The sequence below is a fragment of the Pseudomonas sp. COW5 genome, from assembly GCF_026240005.1.
In the GTDB taxonomy this organism is placed as follows: Bacteria; Pseudomonadota; Gammaproteobacteria; order Pseudomonadales; family Pseudomonadaceae; genus Aquipseudomonas; species Aquipseudomonas kribbensis.
The window spans coordinates 826,822-852,248 of sequence record NZ_JAPHVP010000001.1 but is presented as its reverse complement, the minus strand read 5'-3'; the positions used below and the strand labels follow the sequence as shown (position 1 = coordinate 852,248).

Sequence of the window (25,427 nt, the reverse complement as noted above, 5' to 3'; positions counted from 1 at the left end):
ATGTTCAACCGTTCTCTGTGCAACGCCTTCGCCGGCCTGCTGCTGGGCGCCGCCGCGCTGCCGGCCCAGGCCAACTGGTATCTGGACGGCGAGTCATCGCGGCTGTCGTTCGTCAGCACGAAAAACGCCAATATTTCTGAAGTGCAGCGCTTTCTGGTGTTGCACGGCAAGGTCGATCCCGATGGCCGCGCCGAAGTCGAGGTCGAGCTGGATTCGATCAACAGCGGCATCCCGCTGCGCGACGAGCGCATGCGCAAGGAGCTGTTCCAGATCGAGCAATTCCCCGAGGCGACCATCACCACGCAAATCGACCTGCGCCCGATCAACGATCTGGCCCCTGGCGCGCAACTTGAGTTACGTTTGCCGCTGACCGTCAACCTGCACGGCAAACAGCATGAATACCCTGCCGAACTGCTCGCCACGCGTCTCGATGACCGACGCTTTCAAGTGGTGACCCTGGAGCCGCTGGTGATCAGCGCCGAGGATTTCGATCTGCTGCCGGGCCTGGAAAACCTGCGCAAAATGGCCGGCCTGTCGGCCATCAGTCTGTCGGTGCCGGTGGGTGCGGTGCTGATCTTCACGGCGCGCTGACATGCGCGGCGCAGTGTTCCCGTGGCGGGACGGCAATCGCTTCGAACTGTTGATCGACGGTCCGCAATTTTTCCCGCGCATGCTGGAGGAAATAGCCAGCGCTCGCGAGCAGATTGAACTGGAGCTGTATCTGGTGGAGGCCGGCGCCTGCGCCGAAACCGTGATTCAGGCGCTGGTGCTGGCGGCCGAGCGGGGCGTGCGGGTGCGTTGCCTGTTCGATGATTACGGCAGCCTCGCGCTCACTCTGACCCTGCGTCAGCGCCTGACCCTCGCCGGCGTCGAGCTGCGTTTCTACAATCGTTTGAGCTGGCGGCGCTGGGTCGGCAATTTCTATCGCGATCACCGCAAGCTGCTGCTGGTCGATCAGCGTCTGGCGGTGGTCGGCGGCACCGGGCTCACCGACGAGTTCTGGCGGCCGGGCCACGACACCAGCGAATGGCACGAAGTGATGGTGCACATCACCGGCCCCCTGGTGCTCGACTGGCAACTGCTGTTCGACCGCCAATGGATTGCCAACCGCCATCGCCGCGCGTGGAAACCTCATGCGAATTTCGGCCTGCCGCGATTGCCGCGCGTACCCGACACGGGCGAGGGCATGGGCCGCGTGGCCTATGCCGATGCCCGCCAGCATCGCGATATTTTGCAATCACTGTTCCGCGCCCTGAACAGCGGCCAGAAGCGCATCTGGCTGGCCACGCCGTACTTCCTGCCGACCTGGAAAATCCGCCGCTCCCTGCGCAAGGCTGCCGCCCGTGGCCTCGATGTGCGCCTGCTGCTGACCGGGCCGCGCACCGATCATCCGTCGGTGCGCTACGCCGGGCATCGCTACTATCCGCGCCTGCTCAAGGCCGGAGTGAAGATCTTCGAATACCAGCCGTGTTTCCTGCACCTGAAAATGGTGCTGGTGGACGATTGGGTGAGCATCGGTTCGTGCAACTTCGACCACTGGAATCTGCGCTTCAACCTTGAGGCGAATCTGGAGGCGCTGGATCCGTCACTGACGGCAGCGGTGGTGGCGAGTTTCGAGAAGGACTTCGGCCTGAGTCAGCAGGTGAGTCTGGAGGAATGGCAGCGCCGGCCGTTGTGGCGGCGGGTGAAGCAGCGGATCTGGGGCTGGGTGGATCGGGTGGTGGTCAACTTGCTGGACAGACGCGGCTAGTCGCAGTTGATCGTTCCCACGCGGAGCGTGGGAACGATCGGTTAGCTTTAACCGTTACAGCAACTCAAAGCTCTGCTGCGTCACGTCCTGGGAATCCAGGCCGATCTGCACATTGAACTTGCCAGGCTCTGCCGCGTACTTGAGCTGGGCGTTATAGAACTTCAGGTCATCTTCGCTGATGGTGAAGTGCACGACCTTCTGCTCGCCGGCCTTGAGCATGATTTTCTGGAAGTTCTTCAGTTCCTTGACCGGACGGATCATCGAACCGGTGACGTCCTGGATGTACAGCTGCACCACAGTTTCGCCGTCACGCTTGCCTGTGTTTTTCACCGTGACACTGGCGTCGAGCTTGCCGGTGGCGTTCAGGGTGGTCGACGACAGCGCCATGTCGCTCAGGGCGAAATCGGTGTAGCTCAGGCCGAAACCGAACGGGAACAGCGGCCCGGTCGTGTCATCGAAATACTGCGAGGTGTAGTTGCCCGGTTTGCCCGGCGTGAACGGCCGGCCAATGCTCAGGTGGTTGTAGTAAGTCGGGATCTGGCCCACGGAACGCGGGAAGGTCACCGGCAGTTTGCCCGACGGGTTGTAGTCGCCGAACAGCACGTCGGCGATGGCGTTGCCGCCCTCGGTGCCGCTGAACCAGGTTTCCAGAATCGCGTCAGCCTGTTCTTTCTCCTGAAGGATCGTCAGCGGACGGCCGTTCATCAGCACCAGCACCAACGGCTTGCCGGTGGCTTTCAGGGCACGGATCAGCTCGCGCTGGTTTTCCGGGATGTTCAGGTCGGTACGGCTCGACGATTCGTGGGACATGCCACGGGATTCGCCCACGGCTGCGACCACCACGTCAGCGTCCTTCGCGGCTTTTACCGCCTCGTCGATCAGCACGTTGGCCGGGCGCGGGTCATCGACCACTTCCGGCGCATCGAAGTTGAGGAAGTTCAGGTAGTCGAGGACTTTCTTGTCGCTGGTGATGTTGGCGCCACGGGCGTAGATCAGGTTCGCCTTGTCGCCGATCACGTTGCTCATGCCGTCGAACAGGGTCACCGATTGCGCCGGACGACCGGCGGCGGCCCAGCTGCCCATCATGTCGATCGGCGCCTTGGCCAGCGGGCCGACCAGGGCGACTTTCGCGGTTTTCTTCAGCGGCAGGGTTTCGTTCTGGTTCTTCAGCAGCACCAGGCTGCGACGCGCCACTTCGCGGGCTTCGGCACGGTGCAGTCGGCTGTCGGCGTAGGTGTCCGCCGGGTCGTCTTCAGCCTTGCCGATGCGCAGGTACGGGTCCTTGAACAGGCCCATGTCGTACTTGGCCGCGAGGACTTCACGCACGGCGTTGTCGATGTCTTTCTGTTCGATCTCGCCGGACTTGAGCAGCCCCGGCAGCTCTTTGCCGTACAGGGTGTCGTTCATGCTCATGTCGATGCCGGCCTTGATCGCCAGCTTCGCCGCTTCGCGACCGTCGGCGGCGACGCCGTGCTTGATCAGTTCGAAGATCGCGCCGTGGTCGCTGACCGCCAGGCCCTTGAAGCCCCATTCCTTGCGCAACAGGTCGTTCATCAGCCAGGTGTTGGCGGTGGCCGGGATGCCGTTGATCGAGTTCAGCGCGACCATCACGCCGCCGGCGCCGGCATCAATCGCAGCGCGGTATGGCGGCAAGTAATCCTGGTACATCTTCACCGGGCTCATATCGACGGTGTTGTAGTCGCGACCACCCTCGACCGCGCCGTACAGGGCGAAGTGCTTGACGCTGGCCATGATGCTGTCGGCCGCGCTCGGCGTGTCGCCCTGATAGGCCTTGACCATGACTTTGGCGATGCGCGAGGTCAGGTAGGTGTCTTCACCGAAACCTTCGGAGCTGCGGCCCCAGCGCGGGTCGCGGGAGATGTCGACCATCGGCGCGAAGGTGATGTCGAGGCTGTCGGACGCCGCCTCTTTGGCGGCGATGCGCCCGGACTGGCCGATGGCGTCCATGTCCCAGCTCGACGCGAGGGCCAGTGGAATCGGGAAAATCGTACGGTGACCGTGGATCACGTCGTACGCGAAAAACATCGGGATCTTCAGGCGGCTGCGCATGGCAGCGTCCTGCATCGGACGGTTTTCCGGGCGGGTGATCGAGTTGAACGTGCCCCCGATGTTGCCGGCGGCGATCTCTTTGCGGATCAGTTCGCGGGGCATTTCCGGGCCGATGCTGATCAGGCGCAACTGGCCGATCTTCTCGTCGAGGGTCATTTGTTTCATCAGGTTACTGATGAACGCGTCCTTGTTTTCCAGAGGTACCGGCGTCGTGGCGGCCAGTACCTGATGACTGGCCAGGCTGACGAACAGGCCCAGCAAACACAGCTTCTTCATGAATAGTTTTCTCAAGGGCCTAAACGGCGTTACAACGCCGGCCAGCCAAAATTTAGGGAGCGACTATTGTTGTTCGGGTGCTGATTCAAAAAACGACAGCCGAATGTACGGCGCCAGTTTCGGCGACGTGATCGCGCAGGGCCTCTTTTTAGCCCATCGGCCCGCTGCAATCCAGTGGCGCGGGCGATTATGCCCCAAGAGCCGGTCCAGAAGGTTTCACGCGCGATCATTCATGAAATGTGCAAGGGAGCTCCCGAACGATGAATGTCAGTCCTGTCTACCGCTCGCGTTTGCAGGTCGCCACCTTGCTGGTGCTGGCCACGTTGTTGACCGCTTGCGGCATCAACAACATCCCGACCCTCGACGAACAGGCCAAGGCCGCCTGGGGCCAGGTGCAGAACCAGTACCAGCGCCGCGCCGACCTGATCCCCAACCTGGTGGAAACCGTGAAGGGCTATGCCAAGCATGAAGAGGCCACGCTGACGGCGGTGGTCGAGGCCCGGGCCAAGGCGACGTCGATCCAGGTCGATGCCAGCACCCTCGACAACCCGGAAAAACTCAAGCAGTTCCAGCAGGCCCAGGATCAGCTGACCGGTGCCTTGAGCCGGTTGATGGTGGTGTCCGAACGTTATCCGGACCTCAAGGCCAACCAGAACTTCCTCGCCCTGCAATCGCAACTTGAGGGCACCGAAAACCGCATCGCCGTGGCCCGCCGGGATTTCATTCTGGCGGTGCAGAAGTACAACACCGAAATTCGCACCTTCCCCGGTCGCCTGTGGCACAGCGTGATGTACAGCGACCTGCCGATCCGTGAGACCTTCGAAGCCACCAGCCCCGGCGCGGACAAGGCCCCGGAAGTGAAGTTCTGAGCCGGTGATGCCCATGCGTGCGTTGAAGATGGGCCTGGTGCTGATGCTGTGGCTGTTCGCCGTCAGCGCCCGGGCCGAGTTGACCCTCCCGGCGCTGACCGGGCGGGTGGTGGACGATGCGCAGATGATCGAGCCGGCGGTGCGCACGCAATTGAGCCAGCAGTTGCAGGCCCACGAGCAGGCGACCGGCGAGCAACTGGTGGTCGTGACCTTGCCGAACCTGCAAGGCGCCACCATCGAGGACTACGGCGTCGAACTCGGCCGGCACTGGGGCATCGGCCAGAAGGACAAGAACAACGGCGCCTTGCTGATCGTCGCCCGGGACGAGCGCAAGTTGCGCATCGAAGTCGGCTACGGTCTGGAGGATCGCCTGACCGACGCCCAGAGTTCAGTGATCATTCATCAGGTGATCACGCCGGCGTTCAAGGCCGGCAATTACAGCAAAGGCATCAGCGATGGCGTGGCGGCGATGCTGGTGGTGCTGGGCGGCAGTCCGCTGGACGAGCCTTCCACCGTGTACGAATCGTCCGGCGATCCTTCGGACGACTTTGTCTCGCGGCACCCGGGAATTTTCGTATTTCTGGTGATGTTGTTCATCCTGACTGTTTTTGTCTGCCAGATGCTCGGTATCCTTCCCGTCGGCCGGGGCGGCTCCGGAGGCGGGGGCGGTTCCTCCGGCGGCTGGTGATAACAATAACGAGCAGGCACTTCACGACATGGCATTACTGACTGAACACGAACAACGCAAGGTCGCCGAGGCCATCGCCCGGGTCGAGCGCGACACCGACGCCGAACTGGTGACGGTGCTTGCGGCCCGCGCCGATGACTACGCGTACATTCCGTTGCTGTGGGCCAGCCTGCTGGCGCTGGTGGTGCCGGGCGTCCTGCATTACCTGACCGGCTGGCTGACGATGCACAGCCTGTTGCTGGTGCAGTGGGTCAGTTTTGTCGTGCTGTGCCTGGTGTTTCGTCTGCCGAAGGTCACCACTCATCTGATCCCGCGCCATGTCCGGCACTGGCGCGCCTCGAACCTGGCGCGTCGGCAGTTTCTCGAACAGAACCTGCATCACACGGTGGGCAGCACCGGCATGCTGATTTTTGTCTGCGAGGCCGAGCGCTATGTGGAGATCCTGGTGGACGAAGGGATTTCCAGACGGCTGGACGACAAGAGCTGGGATTCGATTGTCGCGGCGTTTACCGAGCAGGTGCGGCAGGGTCAGACGTTGCAAGGATTCGTGACCTGCATCGAGGCGTGCGGCGAGTTGCTCAAGGTGCATGTGCCGGTGACGCAGGTGAGGAACGAATTGCCGAATCGGTTGGTGGTGTTGGGGTAGCTTTGATTTTTGCGTTTGGCTTGAGAGCCACCCCTCACCCCAGCCCTCTCCCCAGAGGGGAGAGGGAGCCGATCGAGTTATCTGCCGCAATCCATCGACCTGAAATACCGAGTCGATTATGGATTCAAAACCAATCGTTCAAGTCGGTGTATCTCCTCAATATCCCCCAATCGGTCCCCTCTACCTCTGGGAGAGGGCTAGGGTGAGGGCCGCTTTTAAACGCCGTTCGGTAAATAAGAGCGTGTCCCCAATCCCCATCCCCCCTAAACTAGCGCCCATTCCCGATTTGCCCGTCCGAGGCCGCTTTTTCCCATGTCCGTTACCGCTCCTTCCGCATCTGCCAAACCGGCGCCCGATCACCACGCCCGGTTCATCGAGCTGCTGCAAACCAGCCTCGAACAGAACGGTTTCATCAAACTGGTGCTGGCCAAGTACGTCGGCGAAGAAGCGGACCTGCAGCGGATCATCATCAAACCGGTGACGGTCAAGGCGCAGCCGAATCTGTCGTTCGTTTATCGCTACAAGACCCGCGACATCACCAAGAATCTGCCGCTGGAAGACGCCGTGGCGACGATTGCCGAGTTGTTGCCGGCATCGTTCAAAAATGCGCATTTGCTGACACTGACCGACGAAGCCCAGCTCGAATACAGCAAAAAGGGCAAGAGCTCGCTGTTCATGAGCAAACCCCAGCAATTGCGTGAAGTGCCGTCCGCCGAGCATAACCGCGAGAAAAACCGCTTCCTTGAGTTGAGCCGTCCGTTCCTCAAGGATCTGGGCGTGACCAATGCGCAATACGAGCTGATCCCGGCGATGTCGCGCAAGTGGAAGCAGATCAACAAGTTCATCGAAGTCTTCAGCCATGCCCTGACGTCCTCGCCGCTGGCCCTGGACAAACCGGTGCGGGTGGCGGATTTCGGTTCGGGCAAGGGTTACCTGACGTTCGCCATTCATGACTATTTGCGCAACACCCTGAAGGCCGAGGGTGAGGTCACCGGCGTCGAACTGCGCGAAGAGATGGTCAACCTGTGCAACACCGCCGCGCAGAAACTCGACCACCCGGGGCTGGTGTTCAAATGCGGTGATGTGCGCAGCGTGGCACCGAGCGAGCTGGAGGTGATGATCGCCCTGCATGCCTGCGACATCGCCACGGACTATGCGATCCACACCGGCATCCGTTCCGGCGCAGCGATCATCATGTGCTCGCCGTGCTGCCACAAACAGATTCGCCTGCAGATCCAGAGCCCGGCGCTGCTCAAGCCGATGCTGCAATACGGTTTGCACCTCGGGCAGCAGGCGGAAATGGTCACCGACAGCCTGCGTGCGCTGTTCCTCGAAGCCTGCGGTTACGAGACCAAAGTGTTCGAGTTCATCTCGCTGGAACACACCAACAAGAACAAGATGATCCTCGCCGTGAAGCGCGCCGAGCCGGTGGACCCGACTCAGCTGCTGGTGAAGATTCAGGAACTCAAGGCGTTCTACCACATCAGCGAGCATTGTCTGGAAACCCTGCTGCTCGCCGATGGTTTGCTGCCGCTCAAGGCTTGAGCTGAACCCCGGCTGGTAGGGTGCCCGGTTGAGCCGGGCGCACCGCCGTCTTGCGTCCGAGCATCACCGTCGCGATCACCCCGCAGGCGAACAGCCAGGTGATCGGCTCCACATGTTCGCCGAAGAACAGCGCGGAAAACGCGATGGTGAAGAAGATCTGCAACAGCTGGATCTGACTGACCCGGGCAATGCCGCCCATGGCCAGCCCGGCGTACCAGGCGAAGAAACCCAGGAATTGCGAGAACAGCGCGACGTACCCAAAGGCCCACCAGGTTTTCGTCGACACCGCGCCCTGATGCTGCAACGCCAGATACAGCACCGGGCCGATCAGCAACGGCGTCGACAGCACCAGCGCCCAGCAGATCACCTGCCAGCCGCCCATCTCCCGGGCCAGACGCCCGCCCTCGGCATATCCCAGACCACCCACCGCAATCGCACCCAGCATCAGCAAATCACCGGCCTGAATGCTGCCGGCGCCGGTGTACAACGCATAACCCAGCACCAACGCACTGCCCAACGCGGCGCAGGCCCAAAAGGCTTTCGATGGACGCTCGTGGGACAGCCACGCGGCATACAGCGCCACGCACAGTGGCTGCAAACCGTTGACCAGCGCGCCGTGGGACGCCGGCAAGGTTTGCATGGCCCACGCCGACAGCACCGGGAAACCGAGAATCACCCCGGCGATCACCAGGCTCAGGCCTTTGACCTGTTGCCAGGTCGGCCACTTTTCCCGTCGCCACAACAGCAGCAACGCCGCCGGAATTGCCGCGAACAACGCACGGCCGAGGCCATTGAGCAACGGATGCAGTTCCTGCACCACGATGCGGGTGAAGGGCAGGGTAAGGCTGAAGATCACAACGCCGAGCAGGCCCAGGGCCATGCCGGTGTTTTCGCGCGAAGACATGATGGCAACCAGATTCGAAGGTGGCAGGGAGGTGCATTCATCTAGCCACAAAGCGCGCCAATCGTGCTGTTACAGTCAGGCGCAGAGTTATCCATACAGTTTGCGGACGCTGGCGCGGCTCTTGGACTACTTTGAATACTCCTGTGCATTCACCAGAGGAGTCCTGTCCATGGCCGCGAAAAAGATTCTGATGCTGGTCGGCGATTACGTCGAAGACTACGAAGTGATGGTGCCGTTCCAGGCCCTGCAAATGGTCGGTCACACCGTCCACGCCGTGTGCCCCGACAAAGCCGCCGGCAAGACCGTGCGCACCGCGATCCATGATTTCGAGGGCGATCAGACTTACAGCGAAAAACCCGGTCACCAGTTCGCCCTGAACTTCGATTTCGCCAAGGTCGATGCCAAGGACTACGACGCGTTGCTGGTGCCCGGTGGCCGTGCGCCGGAGTACCTGCGGCTGAACGAAAAGGTTCTGGAACTGGTGAGGGCTTTCGACAAGGCCGGCAAGCCGATTGCTGCCGTCTGTCACGGCGCGCAACTGCTGGCGGCGGCGGGGATTCTCGAAGGACGCGAATGCAGCGCCTATCCGGCCTGTGCCCCGGAAGTGCGGCTGGCCGGCGGCACCTACATCGATATTCCGGTCACGGACGGCCATGTCCACGGCAATCTGGCCACCGCGCCTGCCTGGCCGGCGCATCCGAAATGGCTGGCCGGTTTCCTGGGACTACTCGGGACTAAAATCACCCTGTGACCCATCGATAAGGAGACGCAGCATGTCCGGATGGTATGAATTGAGCAAAAGCAGCAACGGCCAGTTCAGGTTCGTGCTGAAAGCGGCGAATGCCGAAACCATTCTGACCAGCGAGTTGTACACCTCTCACAGTGCCGCCGAAAACGGTATCGCGGCGGTGCAGGGCAACAGTCCGCTGGATGAGCGCTACGAGAAGAAAACGACGAAGGACGGCCATCCGTACTTCAATCTCAAGGCGGCCAATCACCAGATCATTGGCAGCAGCGAATCCTATTCATCGGAAGCCGCGTGTGCCAAAGGTATCGCTGCCGTGAAGAGCAACGGGCCGACGAAGGTGATCAAGGACAAAACCCTGCCGGTACTTTGAATCCAGCACAAAACCCTGTGGGAGCAAGCTCGCTCCCACAGGGTTTGTGTCGTGCTTGAGGATCAGCGCAGGGTTTTGAGAATGGCCTGCAACTGATTGCGCCCGGCCTCGCTCAACGGGAACACCGGCAGGCGTGGATCACCCACTTCCAGCCCGGTGTCACGCAGCCCGGCCTTGATCGTCGCCGGCAAACCACCCTTGAGGATGAAATCCAGCAGCGGCAACTGGCGGTAGAACAATTCCCGCGCCTTGCCCAGATCCCCCGCCAGCGTGGCTTCGTACAGATCCAGGTTGAGTTGCGGAATCAGGTTCGGCGCCGCCGTGCACCAGCCCTTGGCCCCGGCCGCAAAGGCTTCCAGTGCCAGCGGGTTGCAGCCGTTGTAGAACGGCACCCGGCCTTCGCCGAGCAGTTGCAGCTTGTGCATGCGCTGGATGTCGCCGGTGCTCTCCTTGACCATGGTCACGTTTTCCACGCCGTTGACGATGCGCAGGATCAGCTCCACCGACATGTCGGTGCCGCTGGTGGCCGGGTTGTTGTAGAGCATGATCGGCACGCCGATGCTGTCGCCGATGGCGCGGTAGTGGGCGAGGATTTCCGCTTCGGTCAGCTTCCAGTAGGAGGCTGGCAGCACCATCACCACATCGGCGCCATGGGCTTCGGCGAAGCGTGCGCGACGCACCGCTTTGGCGGTGGTCAGGTCGGATACGCTGACCACGGTCGGCACCCGTTTGGCCACGTGTTTGATGCTGAATTCGGCGACCTGGTCCCACTCAGCGTCGCTCAAGTAGGCGCCTTCGCCGGTGCTGCCCAGTGGCGCGATGGCGTGGACGCCGCCGGCGATCAGGCGGTCGATCGAACGTCCGAGGGCCGGCAGGTCAAGACCTTCGCCGTTGGCGCCGAACGGGGTGATGGTGTAGCCGATGATGCCGTGAATGTTGGACATGAGAGTGCTCCGCAAGGATGAGGTATTCAGTTCAGGCAATCGGCGTGCTGGCGCAGGTTCTGCCGGGCGTAGTAGTTGAAGGCCGCGGCGTGGCGTTTGGGTTTCGAGACCCAGTCATGGGCCTCGCGACCCAGTTCGGGAATGATCGGTTTGATCGTCCCGGCGGCCATGGCCAGCAATTGCAGTTTGGCGGCGCGCTCGATCAATTGCGCGATGACACAGGCTTCCTCGATGGTCGTGCCGGTGGACAGCTGACCGTGGTGGGAAAGCAGGATCGCCCGTTTGTCGCCCAACGCCCCGGCAATCAGTTCGCCTTCTTCGTTACCGACCGGGACGCCCGGCCAGCCTTCAAGGAAGGCGCAGTCGTCGTACAGCGGGCACAGGTCCATGTGGGAAATCTGCAACGGTACTTCCAGCATCGACAGCGCGGCAATGTGCGTCGGGTGAGTGTGGATGATGCAGTTCACATCCGGCCGGGCGCGGTACACCCAGCTGTGGAAACGGTTGGCGGGGTTTGCCATGCCGTGACCTTCGAGCACTTCCAGGTCTTCGTTGACCAGCAGCAGATTACTCGCGGTGATTTCATCGAACCCCAGCCCCAGTTGCTGGGTGTAGTAAGTGCCCGGCTGCGGGCCACGGGCGGTAATCTGCCCGGCCAGGCCCGAATCGTGGCCGTTTTCGAAGAGGATCCGGCAGGTCAGGGCCAGCTTTTGCCGGTCCGTCCACGTATTATCCGCCAGGCTTTTTTGCATCTGGGTCAGCGCTTGCTTGACCAGTTGGTCTTTGGGTAGTGCTAATGTCTTCGCCATATCCGTGTCCTGTGGTGGTTGCCATGGATGACACTTAAGAGGCTATATGACACTTTGTGTCATTGGCAAGGACAAATCGTCTTTCCTTTGCTGGAATAATCGCTTCGCATGTCTATCCGTTTGAAATTATTGAGAAAAAAACTTGGCGTAACCCTTGAGGCACTGGCCGAGAAATCCGGCATGACCAAGAGTTATCTGTCGAAAGTCGAGCGCGGGTTGAACACGCCGTCGATTGCCGCTGCGTTGAAACTGGCGAAAGCGCTGAATGTGAAGGTCGAGGAGCTGTTCTCTGAAGACAACGTCAGCCTCGACAGCTACAGCCTGGTGCGCAGCCACGAACGCCAGTCATTGGCGGCCAACGATCACAGCCCCGGCTATGCGGTGCTGGCCCATCAGGTCAGCGAGCGCAGTTTGCTGCCGTTCATCATCTATCCGCCGACTGAATTCACCGACAAGACCTTCAAGGAACATCTGGGCGAGGAGTTTCTGTTCGTCCATGAAGGCCGGGTCGAAGTGGACTTCATGAACGAACGGGTACTGCTGGAACGGGGCGACGCGCTGCACTTCAATGCGCAGAAACCGCACCGGATCCGCTCGGTGGGCGAGGAGCAGGCACAACTGCTGGTGGTCGTGCACAGCAGCGAAGAGTGATCAGACTTCGACGGGCACCGACAGCTTCGGATTCCCCAGCGCGTGGCTTTTGGAATCAAAGAACCGCAATTCGGCGCCCGTGCCCTCGAACACCTTCGCGTAATGCCGCTTCTGGTGCTGGATGAACGCCGCGCTGCGCGGGTAGATCGAGATCGCCACGGTTTTCGGTTTCGCCAGCCGCAGGGCACGCACGATGTGGCTGTCCTGCTCGCCCAGGGCGTGGCCGAAGATGCACAGGCTGTCGCCATGTTCGAGCAACTGGTCGTAGCAGAACGACAGATAATCGGAGCTGCGGATGGTCTTGAGCTTGTCCGCGCTCGGACCTTCGTTGACGAACAGCGGCACGTCGTCGAGGGTCTTGAGGGTGTTGTTGATCGCGAAACTGCCGAGCAGCGTGCCTTCGGTCGCGGTCAGTTTGCGGGCGCTGCCGTCCTGGTTGCGTACCAGATGCAGGCCGCCGTGCAGGTACAGCAGACGCGGTTTTTCAGTGTGGCTTTCGCACAGATCGAAGCTCGCGTCGGGGCCGTTGAACAGGTCATCGATGGCCTCGCCCCGGTGTTGCAGCGCCCAGTAGTTGAGCAGGTCGTAATTGGTGGTGAACACCGTTCGATAACTGGCCAGTTCGCGGTTCAGGATCGTCAGGGTCGACGCTTCGACCAGTCGCCACGGAATGTGCAAATCGTGGACGGCATTGATCAGCGCTTCCTTGATCGCGTAGTAGCGATTGCGCGGTGCGGCCGAGCTGACGGCCAGTGCCTTGTTGACCCGGCTGGTGGTTTTCAGCGCGCCGAGCACCTGCTCGAAACTGCGTGTCTGCATGGCGTCGAACACGCTCAGTTCCGACGGGCTCAGGGGCTTTTCTTCCACCGTGCGGGCGTTTTCGAACAGCGAGTCATAGCCGAAATCGTCCCACACCGCGCGGCTGGCGCCGTTGCCCACCAGCAAGCCGCTGAAGTCAGTGGTGGCGCGTAACGCGTTCCAGTCTTCGAGGGTGGCGTCGACATCCAGAAAATCGGTCATTGCAGGGCACGTCTCAAAACAAGGGGCAGATGGGCGGCGACTTTATCACGAGCGGGCATTGAGCCAGATCAACATCTGCCGTGACCGATCGGTCGATCCTGTATGCATCCGCCGGATCGCAGGAGTCGATCCGGCCCCTGTCAGGAGACGCGCCATGAGCAGCACCTTTTTCATTCCCGCCGTAAACATCATGGGCAGCGGCTGCCTCGACGAAGCCATGAATGCGATTCGCAACTACGGATTTCGCAAGGCGCTGATCGTTACCGACGCCGGCCTGGCCAAGGCTGGCGTGGCGACGATGATCGCCGAGAAACTGGCGATGCAGGACATCGATTCGGTGATCTTCGACGGCGCCAAACCCAACCCGAGCATCACCAATGTCGAGGCCGGGCTGGCGCTGCTCAAGGACAGCCGCTGTGATTTCGTCGTGTCACTCGGCGGCGGCTCGCCCCACGACTGCGCCAAGGGCATCGCCCTTTGTGCGACCAACGGCGGGCAGATCCGTGACTACGAAGGAGTCGATCAATCGGCCAAGCCGCAACTGCCATTGATCGCCATCAACACCACCGCCGGCACGGCCAGCGAGATGACCCGCTTCTGCATCATCACCGACGAAACCCGCCACGTGAAAATGGCCATCGTCGACCGTAATGTCACGCCGCTGCTGTCGGTCAACGATCCGGCGCTGATGGTCGCCATGCCGAAAAGCCTGACCGCCGCCACCGGCATGGACGCGCTGACCCATGCCATCGAAGCCTACGTGTCCACCGCCGCCAACCCGATCACCGATGCCTGCGCGCTGAAAGCGATGACCCTGATCAGCAACAACCTGCGTCTGGCGGTACGCGACGGCAGCGATCTGGCGGCGCGGGAAAACATGGCGTACGCGCAGTTTCTCGCCGGCATGGCGTTCAACAATGCCTCGCTCGGCTACGTGCATGCGATGGCGCACCAGTTGGGCGGTTTCTACGACCTGCCTCACGGGGTGTGCAACGCGGTGTTGCTGCCCCATGTGCAGACGTTCAACGCGCTGGTCTGCGCCGATCGCCTCACCGATGTGGCCCACGCCATGGGCGCTGACATCCGTGGTTTCAGCCCGGAGGAGGGCGCAAAAGCCGCGATTGACGCGATCCGCTGCCTGGCCAAAGACGTCGACATCCCCGGCGGCTTGCGTGACCTCGGCGCCAAATGCACCGACATCCCTGTTCTTGCCGCCAATGCCCTGAAAGACGCCTGCGGTTTCACCAACCCGCGGGCGGCGGATCAGCGGCAGATCGAGGAGATTTTCCGCAGCGCGTTTTAAGCGGACTGGCGCTCGGGCGTGAACCTCGTGCAGAGCACCGCGCCCGCCGCCAGAATGCAACACAGCAGCGACAGCGGCCATGCGTGTGGACCGGCCAGCAGGCTGGCCACCGCGCCGATCAGTGCGGCCATCAATTGATGAATGAAACCGCTCAGGGCCATCGCGTAAGCGCCGGCAATCGGCGCGCCATCGTTGGCCCGTGACAGGCTGATCGGATAGTTCAGCGACTGGCCGAACACGGCGACGCAGTAAGGCAACCAAAGCAGCCAGGCAACGGCGCTGGCCAACAGGCTGCCCGCCAGCATCACCCCGCTTCCGGCCATCACCAATCCCACTCCCAATGCCATCAACCAGTGCTGACCGGTGCGCAAGACAAAGCGATTGACCGCCAGCGCCCCCAGAAAATACGCCGCACTGATCGGCCAGCCCAACAGTCCGTAGTCGGTCGTCGACCAGTTGAACGGGCCTTGCAGAATCAACGGAGCAGCGCTGTTGAACGCGATGATCACGCCGTAACCCAGACCGCCCGCGAGCGCCGGTAGAAGAAACGCTCGATGGACCAGAATCATTCGATAGACCGCCCAGGGCGAAGCGGTTGTAGGCGCTTCGACAAGTTCTGGAAAACTCAGGCGCGAAACAATCACGGCCATCAACAGGCTGACCGCACCCAGCAGATGGAAGATCGCCTGCCAGCCCAGCGTCACCTGGATCAGCGAGCCGGCGTATTGCCCGATCCCGAGCGCGACCACAAACGAAATCGAAATCCACGACAACGCCTTCGCCAGCAGATCGCCCCGGAAACTGTCTCGGATCAGCACCCGCGCCATCACCGAAATACCGCTGGCGCCGATCCCCTGAACCAGTCGCAACAGCAGGAACGACTCCAGCGTCGAACCCAGCGGCAACGCCAGATTCGCCAGCCCATAAATCCCCAGCGCCGCCAGCAGCACCGGTTTGCGTCCGACGCGTTGTGCAAGGCTGCCCCAGAGCAACATCGGCAATGCCATGCCGATCAGGTACAGCGACAAGCCCCAAGCAACCTGCGTTGCATCGACTTGCAAATGCCCGGCGATCTGCGGCAACGCCGGCAGGTAAATGCTCATGCCCAACTGGGCGAGGAACACGGTGGAGCAGGTAATGAGCAGGATGAGGCCGGGGTTCATGAGTCGTCCGTGAAGGTTCAGCGGTCGCGATGGCCGCGGTGAGTCAGTAACAGTCCGGTGATCAAATCACAGAATTGATGGATCAGTGTCGATTCCATGTCGGCGCGCAGGGTCACGCGGATCGCGGCTTTACCTTGAGCCACCACCGGAAAAAACACGGCGCTGGTGAAAAAGCCGTGTTCGGCCAGTTCAATGGCGATGCGAGTGGCCAGCGCGGCCTCGCCGCAGTTAATCAGGCGAATGGCCATGGGGCTGCCGTGCTGCTCGGTGCTCACCAGACTGTCGAACAGGCGAATATTGGCCTGGAGCCGAACCTGCAACGCGCGCAGCTCTGCACTGCGATGCAGCTGGATCGAGGCAAGGCCTGCACCTATGGCCGCGCAATTGAGACTTTGCGACCAGTTGCTCGGCCCGCCGTAACGCTGGATCAGTTTCCGCTGCCGCTCATTCCCGAGCATCACCAGCCCGCCGCTGGCCCCGAACGATTTGGCCAGTGACGCGACGATCAGGCAGTCCTCATCCAGCGTCGGCATTCTTGGCCGCACAAGACCGGCGCCATTGCTGCCGACCGCCGACAACGCGTGAGAATCATCGAGATATAGAAACAGACCGTAACGTTCTTTCAGGTACAGCAGACCGTCCAGATTGGCCACACCACCCATGCTGTAGGCACCGTCGGCGATATAGACGACCGTTGTGTGGCGCTGGCACACCGATTCGAGAAAATCCATGTCGTTGTGGGGGCAGGTCAATACCTGGGTTTCGTCGGCGCAACTGGCCTTCAGGTGATTCATCGAATAGTGAGCCAGACGATCGAACACCATCACCGGCGGACGGCCCTGGGTGAACACACCGCTGGCCAGCAGCGGCAGGATCCCCGCACTCGCGGCGCTGCAGGACAGAGTGCTCAGACACACGGCGCCAAACAATTGCGACAGTTCGCTTTCGTATCGGTCGAGCAGCGCCAGTTTGCAGCGGTTTTTCGAGTTGGCTACGCGCAGTGTGCCGGTTTCACGTAATGCCGCGATGGCGCCTTCCAGCAGGGCGGGGTGGTGATCCAGGCCCAGATAGGACGTGGTGCAGAAATGATGAAACTGGCGCCCGTGCTGATCGAGCAACTGGTTGCAGCCTTTGACTTCGACGTTGAGGGCCGCGATTTTTCCGGCTTCGGCGGCCTCCCAGTCGTGGTCGGCCAGCGCGATGACTTTGCGGTAGTTGGTGAAGGTATGGGCGGTGGTATCGGGCAGATGGTTCAAAGCAGCTCTCCTTGAGCATGGCAATCCATGGGGTGTTTCAATTTGTGTGTGTTGCCAGACTTTACAGAGCGCGACTTCGGGTCAGAATCGGCCGTATCCGATAACGCTGAGGGCTGTTGGAGTTTTGCTTGTAGGGCGATACCCCGCAGGGTTGTAAGGCGGTGAAATGCCCGACGACCCTGGTAGTGAAGGGCTTACCTTTGCCCTGTTATCCAGCAGCGGTGGCGCTTTTTTCCAGCGCCAGGGAAAACTGGATCAGCACCACGCCCGCCATCAGCAACACCGCGCCAAATACCCGGGGCAACGTGAGTTGCTTCTCCAGCAGCCCGAACAATCCGAAGTGATCCAGCACCATCGATGCCAGCACCTGTCCGGCCAATGCCAGCGCGACAAAACCCGATGCCCCGAGTTTCGGCACCAACACCACTGCCAGTGCCACAAAACACACCCCGAACGCGCCACCGGCCCACATCCACAGCGGCGCCTTGCCGATGAATGCCAGCGATGGCAATGGCAAGCGCAGCGCGATAATCACCGGCAACAACACCAGCACGCTGACCAGCAATGACGCCAACGTCGCCCACAAGGGATGGCCCAACCCTCGGGCCAGATTGGTATTGATTGCACTTTGAAACGGGACGACAGCCCCGGCCACTGCCGCCAGTAGCAACAGACCGGCCCACTGCAACGTACTCATGATCGTTCTCCAGCAAGGTTTTGCTGGACTCTAGGGTATTCGTCGCGCAGATTTAAATTCTGTTTTGTCATGCGGAACATGCATCAGATGAATGATCTTCGGCTCATCGATCTCAACCTGCTGGTGATCCTCGACGCCTTGCTCGGCGAGCAGCACGTCACCCGTGCGGCCGAGCGTCTGCACTTGAGCCAACCGGCGGTCAGCCATGCGCTGGCCCGATTGCGCGACTTGCTCGGTGATCCGCTGCTGGTGCGGGCCGGTTCGGGGCTGGTGCCTACCGCCCGAGCGTTGGAACTGGTTGCACCTCTGGCCGAGGCCCTGGCTCAGGTGCAATCGCTGCTGGCGCCGAACGCCTTCGACCCAGCCAGCGCCCGCCGGACCTTTCGGCTTGCGATGTCGGACTATGGCGCGGCGATCATCCTGCCCGGCCTGATTCGTACGTTGCGCCGCGAAGCACCGGGCATCGACCTGCAAATCAGCCACGCCAGCCGCGAGGGCATGGTCGAAGGGCTGCTCAACGGCGATATTGATCTCGCTGCCGGTGTGCTCCCGGAATTGCCCGGTGAGTTGTGCAGCACGCCGCTTTTCGAAGAGCGCTACGTCTGCCTGCTGGATCGTCAAAGCCTTCCCGCCGGTGGTGTTCTCGACCTGCCAACCTACCTTTCCCGTCCCCACGTCTTGCTGGAAATGCGCGGCAGCGGCACCCCGGAAATCGAACGTACCCTGACCGCCCTGCGCGAGCGCCGCCGCGTCGCCGTCAGCCTGCCGCACTGGAGCGTTGCGCCGCAGTTCATCAGTGGCACGGATCTGATCCTCACGGTGGCTTCGCGGGCGTTGAATGATATTGATGAGGAGGCGCTGATCGTCGTGCCACCGCCGTTCGAGATCGCACCGTTCACCTTTGTCTCGGCATGGCACAAGCGGCGGGGTGGGGATCAGGCGTTGAACTGGTTGAATCGGCGGATCGGGGAGGGGATAGTGCGCGGCTGAAAAACATCAAGGAGTGGGGCGTGACAGTGAAGTCTGGGGTGATGGGGTGTCTGGTGCTATGCGGGGCGTTGATGGCGGGGCAGGTGTTGGCTGATTGTGTGCCTGCGCAGGTGGCGAACAAGCGGGATTTTTCTGTTTGCAAAGAGTGGCCGGCGTATTCCGGATTGACACTCAAGGCTGTTTCTAAATTCGAGCCGGATCCGGTGTATGGCAAAACCGGTGATGTCGGTAGTTACGACCTTGCTCTTTCTGTCGTTTCGGTCGAAGGTTCAGAACCTCTGGCCACCTATTACAAGCCTTCTGCATTCTTGTCCGATGCCTTCGCGCTGGAAAGTGTGGAGTTCGATACCGCGCGCTACAAATTGACCCCTGAAATTCGGGCCTTTGGTGTACGGGTCGTTTTCAAAGGCTCTTCCCGCGTCAATCCCATGGATGAGACTTCGCTGTCCCTTTACGTGAAAGAGGGCGACACGTTACGGCCAGTTCTGGATCGGCTTGTGATGTATCGCTACAACGGAGAATGGGATGGAAATTGTGCGGGCGAACGTGCCAGTACCCTGCGCACTATCGAAATTGGAAAGACCAGTTCTCATGGTTACGCCGATCTGATCGTCAAATCGGTGACGACGGGAGTTGTTGGAAAAGGTGATCCAGACACTTGTGAAGAAAAAACCACAGCCGGTAAACCTGTGCTGACAACCCTTCGCTACGACGGAAAATCCTACGTATTGCCTAAAGGTTTCCAGGCCATCGAGTGATACAGAACCAACGCGACTTATTTCAAGGAAGAACAATGCTCACCCCAACCCGACTTTTCATCGCCCTCGGCTTTCTGGCCGTCACCACTCAGGCCCACGCCGCCTGTGAGATAAAGAAATTCGACGGTCACTCCCTGTCACGCTGCAAAGTGTGGCCGGCCTTCCCGGACAAGGCGATCTCGGCAAAATCCACATTCGTGTCCGACTCCGAAGGTGATCACGACGGCGTGTTCGATCTGGAGTTGTCGCTCCTCAACGCCGCGAATGCCAAGCCGTTGGCGACTTACGCCAAGCCTGGAGCCTACAACTCCGATGCCATCCGTTTCGAGGACCTGACCATCGACACGGCTCGCTACCGCCTGGCGTCCGACGTTCGCGCATTTGGCCTGCGTACGAAGTTTGCCGATCAGCTTTCTCGGGCCAACCCCTACGCGAAAACCGATCTGGCGCTGTATGTACGCGAAGGCGCCAAGTTGAGACCGGTGCTCGAAGGTCTGGTCATTCGCAAGGAATTTGGCGAGGGTGGCGGTGAGTGCGACACCAAGGACACGAAAATCCTCAGAAGCGTGGAAATCGGCTCGTCCAGCCATAACGGTTTCGCTGATCTGATCGTGTCCTCAAGTGGCGTGGTGTACACATCGACCCAGTCAGGCAAAGAGTGCGTTTCCAAAACCACCAACCTGAAGAACACCCAAATCACCCTGACCTACGACGGCAAGCAATACACCCTCCCCGAAGACCTGCGAGGTTACTGACCGATGCTCACCGGCCTCAACCACCTGACCCTCGCCGTCAGCGACCTGGATCGCAGCCTCACGTTTTACCGCGACGTCCTCAAGCTGCAAGTCGAGGCCACGTGGGATGCCGGTGCCTATCTCTCGCTCCCGGGCCTGTGGTTGTGCCTGTCCCTCGATGCGCAACGCCAACCCGAGCCCGCCGCCGACTACACCCACTACGCCTTCAGCCTCGGCGCTGCGGATTTCCCGCTGTTCGTGCAACAGCTTCGCGCCGCCAACGTGCAGGAATGGCGCGACAACCGCAGCGAAGGTGCGTCGTTCTACTTCCTCGACCCGGACGGGCACAAGCTCGAAGCCCATGTCGGCGATTTGGCCTCGCGTCTGGCCGCGTGTCGGCAAAAGCCCTACGCGGGGATGCGTTTTTTCAACGAGTCGTGAATATTCACAAACCGCTGGGATAGACTGGCGGCCACGTTTTCCGGCGCTTGCAGGTATTCCATGACTCCATCGTTGCTTATGGCCGTGCTGGCCTCGGGTTTCATCTACGGCATCACGCCGGGACCGGGTGTGCTGGCGGTGTTCGGCATTGGTGCCGCGCGCGGTCGTCGGGCCGGGGCGGGGTTCCTGTGCGGGCATCTGCTGGGCGATGTGATCTGGTGCAGCACCGCGCTGATCGCGATTGTCGGCGCCCGGGAAATCGGCAGTACCGCGTTCGATGTGCTCGGTGTACTCAGCGGTCTGTACCTGTTCTGGCTCGGCTGGCGCGCAGTGCGGGCCAAACGCAGCAATGGCAACCAACCCCAGGGCGCGGCGCGTCAGCCGTTCTGGCACGGCATCCTGTTCGGCCTGACCAACCCCAAGGCCTACCCGGTGGCGGTTGCGACATTCACCGCGCTGCTGTCGAGTCGCGCCGAACTGCTCAACTGGTCGATGCTGCCGATGCTGATCGCTTTGAGTTTCCTCGGCGGATTGCTCGCCTACGCTATTCTCATTGGCGTTGTCGGCGCCCGTCAGGTGCGGACGCTGTATCAGCGCCATGAACTGGCCATCACCCGGTTGTGCGGGGTAATGTTCATCGGTTTCGCCATCAATGCTCTGGTGCACGCGTTGCCGGGGCTGATGCCGAGCAAGACTTGAAAAAAATCGCTGGGACGCGAGGTCGAGGTCAGGGACGGTTGATCAGTGCTGCATTGCCCGGACACCCACGCTGAACCATGGAAAGCCGAAATTCTGCGCCCTTGGCGAGTTACATCGATCTGTTGCTGGACGCCGTTTGCGCGGTCGACAAACAAGGTCGCTTCGTTTTTGTCAGCGCAGCCTGCGAGCGGATTCTCGGCTACACCCCTGACGAGCTGATCGGCCAGTCGATGATCGACTACGTCTATCCCGCCGACCGTGAGCGCACCCTGGCCGCCGCCAGGGACATCATGGGCGGCGAGCCCAAGCACAATTTCGAAAACCGTTACGTGCGCAAGGACGGCAGCCTTGTGCACATCCTCTGGTCGGCGCGCTGGTCGGAAGTCGATCAGCTGCGCATCGCCGTGGCCCGGGACATCACCGAGCGCAAACTGGCCGAGTCCCGTCAGGCCGCGTTGTATGCGATCTCCGAAGCGGCCCATGCGGCGGAGGATCTGCTGGCGCTGTTCAAACGCATCCACACGATCATCGGCGAGTGGTTGCCGGCGCTGAATTTTTCCGTGGCGCTGTACGACGAACACTGCGCAAAACTGAATTTCCCCTATCACGTCGACGATGACGAGTTGCAACCGGAGCAACCCGGCACTGTGACCGGTCGGCTGTGCGCCGAGGTCATCCGCAGCGGCCAGCCGATTCTGCTGACCCCGGATTGCCCGCAGGCCCCGGCAGGGTTTGAAGCGCTGGTGGCAGGGCAGCAATCACCGTGTTGGCTCGGTGTGCCGTTGAACTCGAAGAACGGCACCATCGGCGCGCTGATCGTCAAAAGCCTACCCGGCGGCGAACGCTACACCGAGCGCGACAAGGAACTGCTGCAATACGTCTGCGCCCAGGTCGCCACCGCCATCGAACGCCAGCAATTGCACGCCCGCCTGCGGCGCATGGCGCAATACGATCAATTGACCCAATTGCCCAATCGCGAATTGTTGCGTGATCGACTGAAGGCTGCACTGGCCAGCGCTCGGGAAACATCGGGGCACATGGCGCTGCTGTATGTCGATCTGGATCGCTTCAAACAGGTCAACGACACCTTCGGCCACGGCGTTGGCGACATGCTCCTGCAGACCGTGGCCAACCGCCTCAAGGGCTGCGTGCGCGAGACCGACACCGTGGCGCGCATCGGCGGTGACGAATTCGTAGTGCTGCTGCACAGCGTCCACGCCCCCGACGATGCCGACAGCGTGGCGGAAAAAATCCGACAGGTGCTGGTGCAACCCATGCGTCTCGACGGGCACAACCTGCACATCGAACCGAGCATCGGCGTCGCGCGTTTTCCCGAACATGGTCATCACGAGCAGCAACTGTTTCGCCACGCCGATCAGGCCATGTACGCCGCCAAACGGGAAAATCATCGGGCGCGGGATATCTGACTGGCGGCCGCCGTTCGTCGCGGCAACGGCAACTTTTCTAAACCTTTGGGGGTTGGCGAATTCTCAATCCAGGCGGGCATCTGCTCGCTGACGATCAACACCAAGAGGAAGAGAATCATGCCTAACTCAAGAAACTCGAACTCGGGAAACTTTGCCAACGATCGAACGAAGGCCTCTGAAGCCGGTCGCAAGGGTGGGAAAACCACCACCACGACTGTCGATAAAGAACCTAAAACTGAAATGGGCCGCAAGCCCGCTCAGAAATCGAAGTAGTCGGCGAAGGTTGTTTTGATTGAGAGGCGGGGGCGCAAGCTCCCGCTTGAATTTGCCGAGAAGGAGGGCGCGACCATGAGCCGGATGGCCACCCGAGTACGCAATATCAGTTTTGTCACCCTGCTGGGCTTGAGTGCCGGCAGCGCATTTGCCCAGTCGCCCGCCGACTTCATCAACGAAGCCTCGGCCAAAGGCATGGCCGACATCGAGGCCAGTCGCCAGGCCCACAGCAAGGCCGAATCCAAAGAGGTCAAGGATTACACCATCGTGGTCATCAACGACCGCACCACGGCCAACCAGCATCTGGCGAAAATCGCTAAAAAACTGGATTTGCCCATCGCCCCCCGTGAAGAAATCGCCGACAAGGCCAAAGCGCTGATTCCGGAAGTGAAGGACGGGGCGTCTTTCGATCAGGCTTACGCCGCGAGCCAGGTCAAGGCCACGGAAGAAGCCATCGAACAGATCCAGCAGGAAGCCCAGACCACCGACGTGCCGGAGATCAAGGCTTTCGCCGACGAGACCCTGCCGAAACTGCAAAGCCATCTGGAAATGGCGCGAGCGCTGCAAGCCAGTCGCTGAAACCGGGTCGAACAAAAACGGCGCTCAAGGCGCCGTTTTTTTTTGCTCAGCAGTCATTCAGGTCCTGCTTCGGTTTGCTCTTTTCACCTAACCCGTCAAGGTTGAAAACCTCGCCTTCACCCAATGCCCGGTAGTGTTTGCGCAACGCTTCAAGTTGTTTGAGATCCAGCGCCTCAAGCCCGAGCATCGCGTTCTGCGCTTCTTTGGTTACCAGCAACAACTCGTCGATCTTCAAATGCAGGATGTCGGTATCGCGGTTCTGGGTGTTCTGGATCAGGAACACCATCAGGAACGTGATGATCGTGGTCGAGGTGTTGATGATCAGCTGCCAGGTGTCATTGAAATGAAAAATCGGCCCGCTCAACCCCCACAACCCGATCAGAATCAAAGCCCCCATGAACGTCTTCGGACTGCCGGCCCAGAGTGCGAGCGTCTGGGAAATCTTTGCGAATTTCATGGCGGTGTTCCTTGTGGGGGGAGCTTGAAATTCAGACAGCGGGGGAGGGAGGAAAATTCTGCTTGCCGATGCTTTCGGTCGATGGGAAATGATTGCCCTGCATCAGGGTTTTAGCTGGAAGACTTTCATTGTCTAGGTTTGCGTCTACGATCAAATGGCAATCAATTTGCCAGCATGCGAGTGCACGGATAGAAACCCAGTCAGAGGCCGCTCATGGAATTCTTCGAAAAGTTAGCCAGTCTTGCCGCCAAAGTCCGGTTGCAGAGCGCTGCAATCCAGACTGAAGAGGCGACAAAAAATGCGTTTGTCATGCCCTTCATCAGTACTGTTCTGGGTTACGACGTATTCGACCCGACAGAGGTGACGCCGGAGTTTGTCTGCGACATCGGCACGAAGAAGGGCGAAAAAATCGATTACGCGATCATGAAAGAGGGAGAAGTACAGATCCTCATTGAGTGCAAGAAGATCGGCGAACCCTTGCACATCAATCACGCCTCGCAGCTGTTCCGTTATTTCCACGTCACCAGTGCCAGGATCTCCATCCTCACCAACGGCCAGGTCTACAAGTTCTTCACCGATCTGGATGCGCCGAACAAGATGGATGAGAAGCCCTTCCTTGAACTGGATCTTCTGGATATCGATGAGTATTCGGTGCCAGAACTCATCAAGCTCACCAAGTCCGCATTCGACGTCGAGTCGATCATCAATGCCGCAGGTGAGTTGAAATACGTCAGCCAGATCAAGAAGGTCATCGCCTCGCAGGTCACCAAACCGGATGACGACTTCGTTAAAGTTTTTGCTTCCCGAGTCTACGACGGGGTTATTACGCAGAAGGTGCGGGATCAGTTTCATGAGCTGACGAGAAAGGCAGTCGTACAGTTCCTGAATGATCAGATCAATGATCGTCTCAAGTCCGCCATGAGTGGGGCGATCCAGCCGGCATTGGCATCTATTCCGACGGTAGCCAGTGGAACAGATCCGGTCGAGCCTCGTGATGAGTCAGACGACAAGATCATGACCACTCTGGAAGAGCTCGAGGGTTATCACATCGTTCGGGCGGTCGTTCGATCGATTGTCGATGCCAAACGAATCGTACAACGTGACACACAGAGCTATTTCGGAATCTTGCTCGATGACAACAATCGGAAACCGATTTGTCGCCTGCACTTCAATCGTTCGCAAAAGTACATTGGCATTTTCGACGAAGAGAAAAACGAAACTCGCCATCCCATTAGCTCGGTAGACGATATCTACGAGTATTCGGAGCAGTTGAAGAAGACAGTTGGCTATTACGACTAGTGCGGAGTCTTTCAAAAAACCGGCCATCGGCCGGTTTTTTTATGGAAGCGAGGTCCTCGAA

The 25,427-nt window shown here is 60.4% G+C and carries 28 protein-coding genes; 19 read left to right on the top strand and 9 right to left on the bottom strand.

Annotated features, from left to right (window positions below; translation table 11 throughout):
• Entirely contained in the window at positions 1-591 is a 591-nt protein-coding gene (locus OQ248_RS03895; protein WP_134825748.1) for a YceI family protein, read from the top strand.
• A gap of 1 nt (position 592) precedes the next feature.
• Positions 593-1,750, top strand: a complete 1,158-nt coding sequence (locus OQ248_RS03890) for a phosphatidylserine/phosphatidylglycerophosphate/cardiolipin synthase family protein (protein WP_265812088.1) — start codon at positions 593-595, stop codon at positions 1,748-1,750.
• Positions 1,751-1,804: 54 nt separating this feature from the next.
• On the opposite strand, the gene bglX is transcribed toward OQ248_RS03890, so the two are convergent.
• Complete coding sequence (gene bglX / locus OQ248_RS03885) at positions 1,805-4,096, bottom strand: beta-glucosidase BglX (protein ID WP_265812087.1); 2,292 nt, start codon at positions 4,094-4,096, stop codon at positions 1,805-1,807.
• A gap of 260 nt (positions 4,097-4,356) precedes the next feature.
• Here bglX and OQ248_RS03880 point away from each other — a divergent pair, with 260 nt between their 5' ends.
• The 4 genes from OQ248_RS03880 to OQ248_RS03865 all read left to right on the top strand — a co-directional run bounded on the left by OQ248_RS03880 (position 4,357) and on the right by OQ248_RS03865 (position 7,844).
• Entirely contained in the window at positions 4,357-4,965 is a 609-nt protein-coding gene (locus OQ248_RS03880; protein ID WP_265812086.1) for a LemA family protein, read from the top strand.
• A 13-nt stretch (positions 4,966-4,978) separates the two neighbouring features.
• Entirely contained in the window at positions 4,979-5,653 is a 675-nt protein-coding gene (locus tag OQ248_RS03875; protein WP_265812085.1) for a YgcG family protein, read from the top strand.
• 28 nt (positions 5,654-5,681) lie between these two features.
• The gene (locus OQ248_RS03870) at positions 5,682-6,299 is read left to right on the top strand and encodes a TPM domain-containing protein (RefSeq protein WP_265812084.1); all 618 of its coding nucleotides are present in this window, start codon (positions 5,682-5,684) and stop codon (positions 6,297-6,299) included.
• A gap of 312 nt (positions 6,300-6,611) precedes the next feature.
• Positions 6,612-7,844 carry an SAM-dependent methyltransferase gene (locus tag OQ248_RS03865; RefSeq protein WP_265812083.1) on the top strand — a complete coding sequence of 411 codons (1,233 nt, stop codon included), beginning with the start codon at positions 6,612-6,614 and terminating at the stop codon, positions 7,842-7,844.
• Here OQ248_RS03865 and OQ248_RS03860 read toward each other — a convergent pair.
• Positions 7,834-8,748, bottom strand: a complete 915-nt coding sequence (locus OQ248_RS03860; protein WP_248742805.1) for a DMT family transporter — start codon at positions 8,746-8,748, stop codon at positions 7,834-7,836. The genes OQ248_RS03865 and OQ248_RS03860 overlap by 11 nt on opposite strands.
• Before the next feature lie 169 nt (positions 8,749-8,917).
• Here OQ248_RS03860 and OQ248_RS03855 point away from each other — a divergent pair, with 169 nt between their 5' ends.
• A complete protein-coding gene (locus tag OQ248_RS03855) occupies positions 8,918-9,499 on the top strand; it encodes a DJ-1/PfpI family protein (protein WP_265812082.1) in 582 nt (193 codons plus the stop codon).
• A 22-nt stretch (positions 9,500-9,521) separates the two neighbouring features.
• Positions 9,522-9,866 carry a YegP family protein gene (locus OQ248_RS03850; RefSeq protein ID WP_248738066.1) on the top strand — a complete coding sequence of 115 codons (345 nt, stop codon included), beginning with the start codon at positions 9,522-9,524 and terminating at the stop codon, positions 9,864-9,866.
• 62 nt (positions 9,867-9,928) lie between these two features.
• On the opposite strand, the gene OQ248_RS03845 is transcribed toward OQ248_RS03850, so the two are convergent.
• Positions 9,929-10,810 (bottom strand): dihydrodipicolinate synthase family protein, encoded by an 882-nt coding sequence (locus tag OQ248_RS03845; protein WP_265812081.1) that lies wholly within the window; start codon positions 10,808-10,810, stop codon positions 9,929-9,931.
• Positions 10,811-10,836: 26 nt separating this feature from the next.
• Positions 10,837-11,619, bottom strand: coding sequence for an aldolase (locus OQ248_RS03840; RefSeq protein ID WP_134825758.1), 783 nt, complete (start codon positions 11,617-11,619; stop codon positions 10,837-10,839).
• Positions 11,620-11,727: 108 nt separating this feature from the next.
• On the opposite strand from OQ248_RS03840, the gene OQ248_RS03835 reads away from it, so the two are divergent.
• Positions 11,728-12,270, top strand: coding sequence for an XRE family transcriptional regulator (locus tag OQ248_RS03835; RefSeq protein ID WP_085710196.1), 543 nt, complete (start codon positions 11,728-11,730; stop codon positions 12,268-12,270).
• Here the strand turns inward: OQ248_RS03835 and OQ248_RS03830 are convergent, their stop codons facing one another.
• Positions 12,271-13,290 carry a DUF4917 family protein gene (locus OQ248_RS03830; protein WP_265812080.1) on the bottom strand — a complete coding sequence of 340 codons (1,020 nt, stop codon included), beginning with the start codon at positions 13,288-13,290 and terminating at the stop codon, positions 12,271-12,273.
• Between the two features lie 154 nt (positions 13,291-13,444).
• Here OQ248_RS03830 and yiaY point away from each other — a divergent pair, with 154 nt between their 5' ends.
• The gene (yiaY, locus tag OQ248_RS03825) at positions 13,445-14,593 is read left to right on the top strand and encodes an L-threonine dehydrogenase (protein WP_265812079.1); all 1,149 of its coding nucleotides are present in this window, start codon (positions 13,445-13,447) and stop codon (positions 14,591-14,593) included.
• Here the strand turns inward: yiaY and OQ248_RS03820 are convergent.
• The 3 genes from OQ248_RS03820 to OQ248_RS03810 form a co-directional block, all read right to left on the bottom strand.
• Entirely contained in the window at positions 14,590-15,756 is a 1,167-nt protein-coding gene (locus OQ248_RS03820) for an MFS transporter (protein WP_265812078.1), read from the bottom strand. The genes yiaY and OQ248_RS03820 overlap by 4 nt on opposite strands.
• A gap of 17 nt (positions 15,757-15,773) precedes the next feature.
• Positions 15,774-17,012 (bottom strand): aminotransferase class I/II-fold pyridoxal phosphate-dependent enzyme, encoded by a 1,239-nt coding sequence (locus tag OQ248_RS03815; protein WP_265812077.1) that lies wholly within the window; start codon positions 17,010-17,012, stop codon positions 15,774-15,776.
• Between the two features lie 208 nt (positions 17,013-17,220).
• Entirely contained in the window at positions 17,221-17,709 is a 489-nt protein-coding gene (locus OQ248_RS03810) for a DMT family transporter (protein ID WP_265812076.1), read from the bottom strand.
• A gap of 78 nt (positions 17,710-17,787) precedes the next feature.
• On the opposite strand from OQ248_RS03810, the gene OQ248_RS03805 reads away from it, so the two are divergent.
• From OQ248_RS03805 to OQ248_RS03770, 8 genes are all read left to right on the top strand, one after another.
• On the top strand, positions 17,788-18,699 hold the full coding sequence (locus tag OQ248_RS03805) for a LysR family transcriptional regulator (RefSeq protein ID WP_265812075.1): 912 nt from the start codon (positions 17,788-17,790) through the stop codon (positions 18,697-18,699).
• A 20-nt stretch (positions 18,700-18,719) separates the two neighbouring features.
• Positions 18,720-19,457 (top strand): hypothetical protein, encoded by a 738-nt coding sequence (locus OQ248_RS03800; protein WP_265812074.1) that lies wholly within the window; start codon positions 18,720-18,722, stop codon positions 19,455-19,457.
• A 35-nt stretch (positions 19,458-19,492) separates the two neighbouring features.
• The gene (locus tag OQ248_RS03795; RefSeq protein WP_265812073.1) at positions 19,493-20,212 is read left to right on the top strand and encodes a hypothetical protein; all 720 of its coding nucleotides are present in this window, start codon (positions 19,493-19,495) and stop codon (positions 20,210-20,212) included.
• Between the two features lie 3 nt (positions 20,213-20,215).
• Entirely contained in the window at positions 20,216-20,632 is a 417-nt protein-coding gene (fos, locus tag OQ248_RS03790; RefSeq protein WP_265812072.1) for a fosfomycin resistance glutathione transferase, read from the top strand.
• Between the two features lie 60 nt (positions 20,633-20,692).
• The gene (locus tag OQ248_RS03785; RefSeq protein WP_265812071.1) at positions 20,693-21,331 is read left to right on the top strand and encodes a LysE family translocator; all 639 of its coding nucleotides are present in this window, start codon (positions 20,693-20,695) and stop codon (positions 21,329-21,331) included.
• Between the two features lie 77 nt (positions 21,332-21,408).
• Complete coding sequence (locus OQ248_RS03780) at positions 21,409-22,758, top strand: diguanylate cyclase (protein WP_265812070.1); 1,350 nt, start codon at positions 21,409-21,411, stop codon at positions 22,756-22,758.
• 117 nt (positions 22,759-22,875) lie between these two features.
• Positions 22,876-23,031 (top strand): KGG domain-containing protein, encoded by a 156-nt coding sequence (locus tag OQ248_RS03775; RefSeq protein WP_082302357.1) that lies wholly within the window; start codon positions 22,876-22,878, stop codon positions 23,029-23,031.
• A 75-nt stretch (positions 23,032-23,106) separates the two neighbouring features.
• Complete coding sequence (locus OQ248_RS03770) at positions 23,107-23,610, top strand: DUF4142 domain-containing protein (RefSeq protein WP_085710208.1); 504 nt, start codon at positions 23,107-23,109, stop codon at positions 23,608-23,610.
• Positions 23,611-23,656: 46 nt separating this feature from the next.
• Here OQ248_RS03770 and OQ248_RS03765 read toward each other — a convergent pair whose 3' ends face one another.
• Complete coding sequence (locus OQ248_RS03765) at positions 23,657-24,067, bottom strand: low affinity iron permease family protein (protein ID WP_085710209.1); 411 nt, start codon at positions 24,065-24,067, stop codon at positions 23,657-23,659.
• Between the two features lie 213 nt (positions 24,068-24,280).
• On the opposite strand from OQ248_RS03765, the gene OQ248_RS03760 reads away from it, so the two are divergent.
• Positions 24,281-25,366, top strand: coding sequence for a type I restriction endonuclease (locus OQ248_RS03760; protein ID WP_265812069.1), 1,086 nt, complete (start codon positions 24,281-24,283; stop codon positions 25,364-25,366).
• Positions 25,367-25,427: the final 61 nt, after the last annotated feature.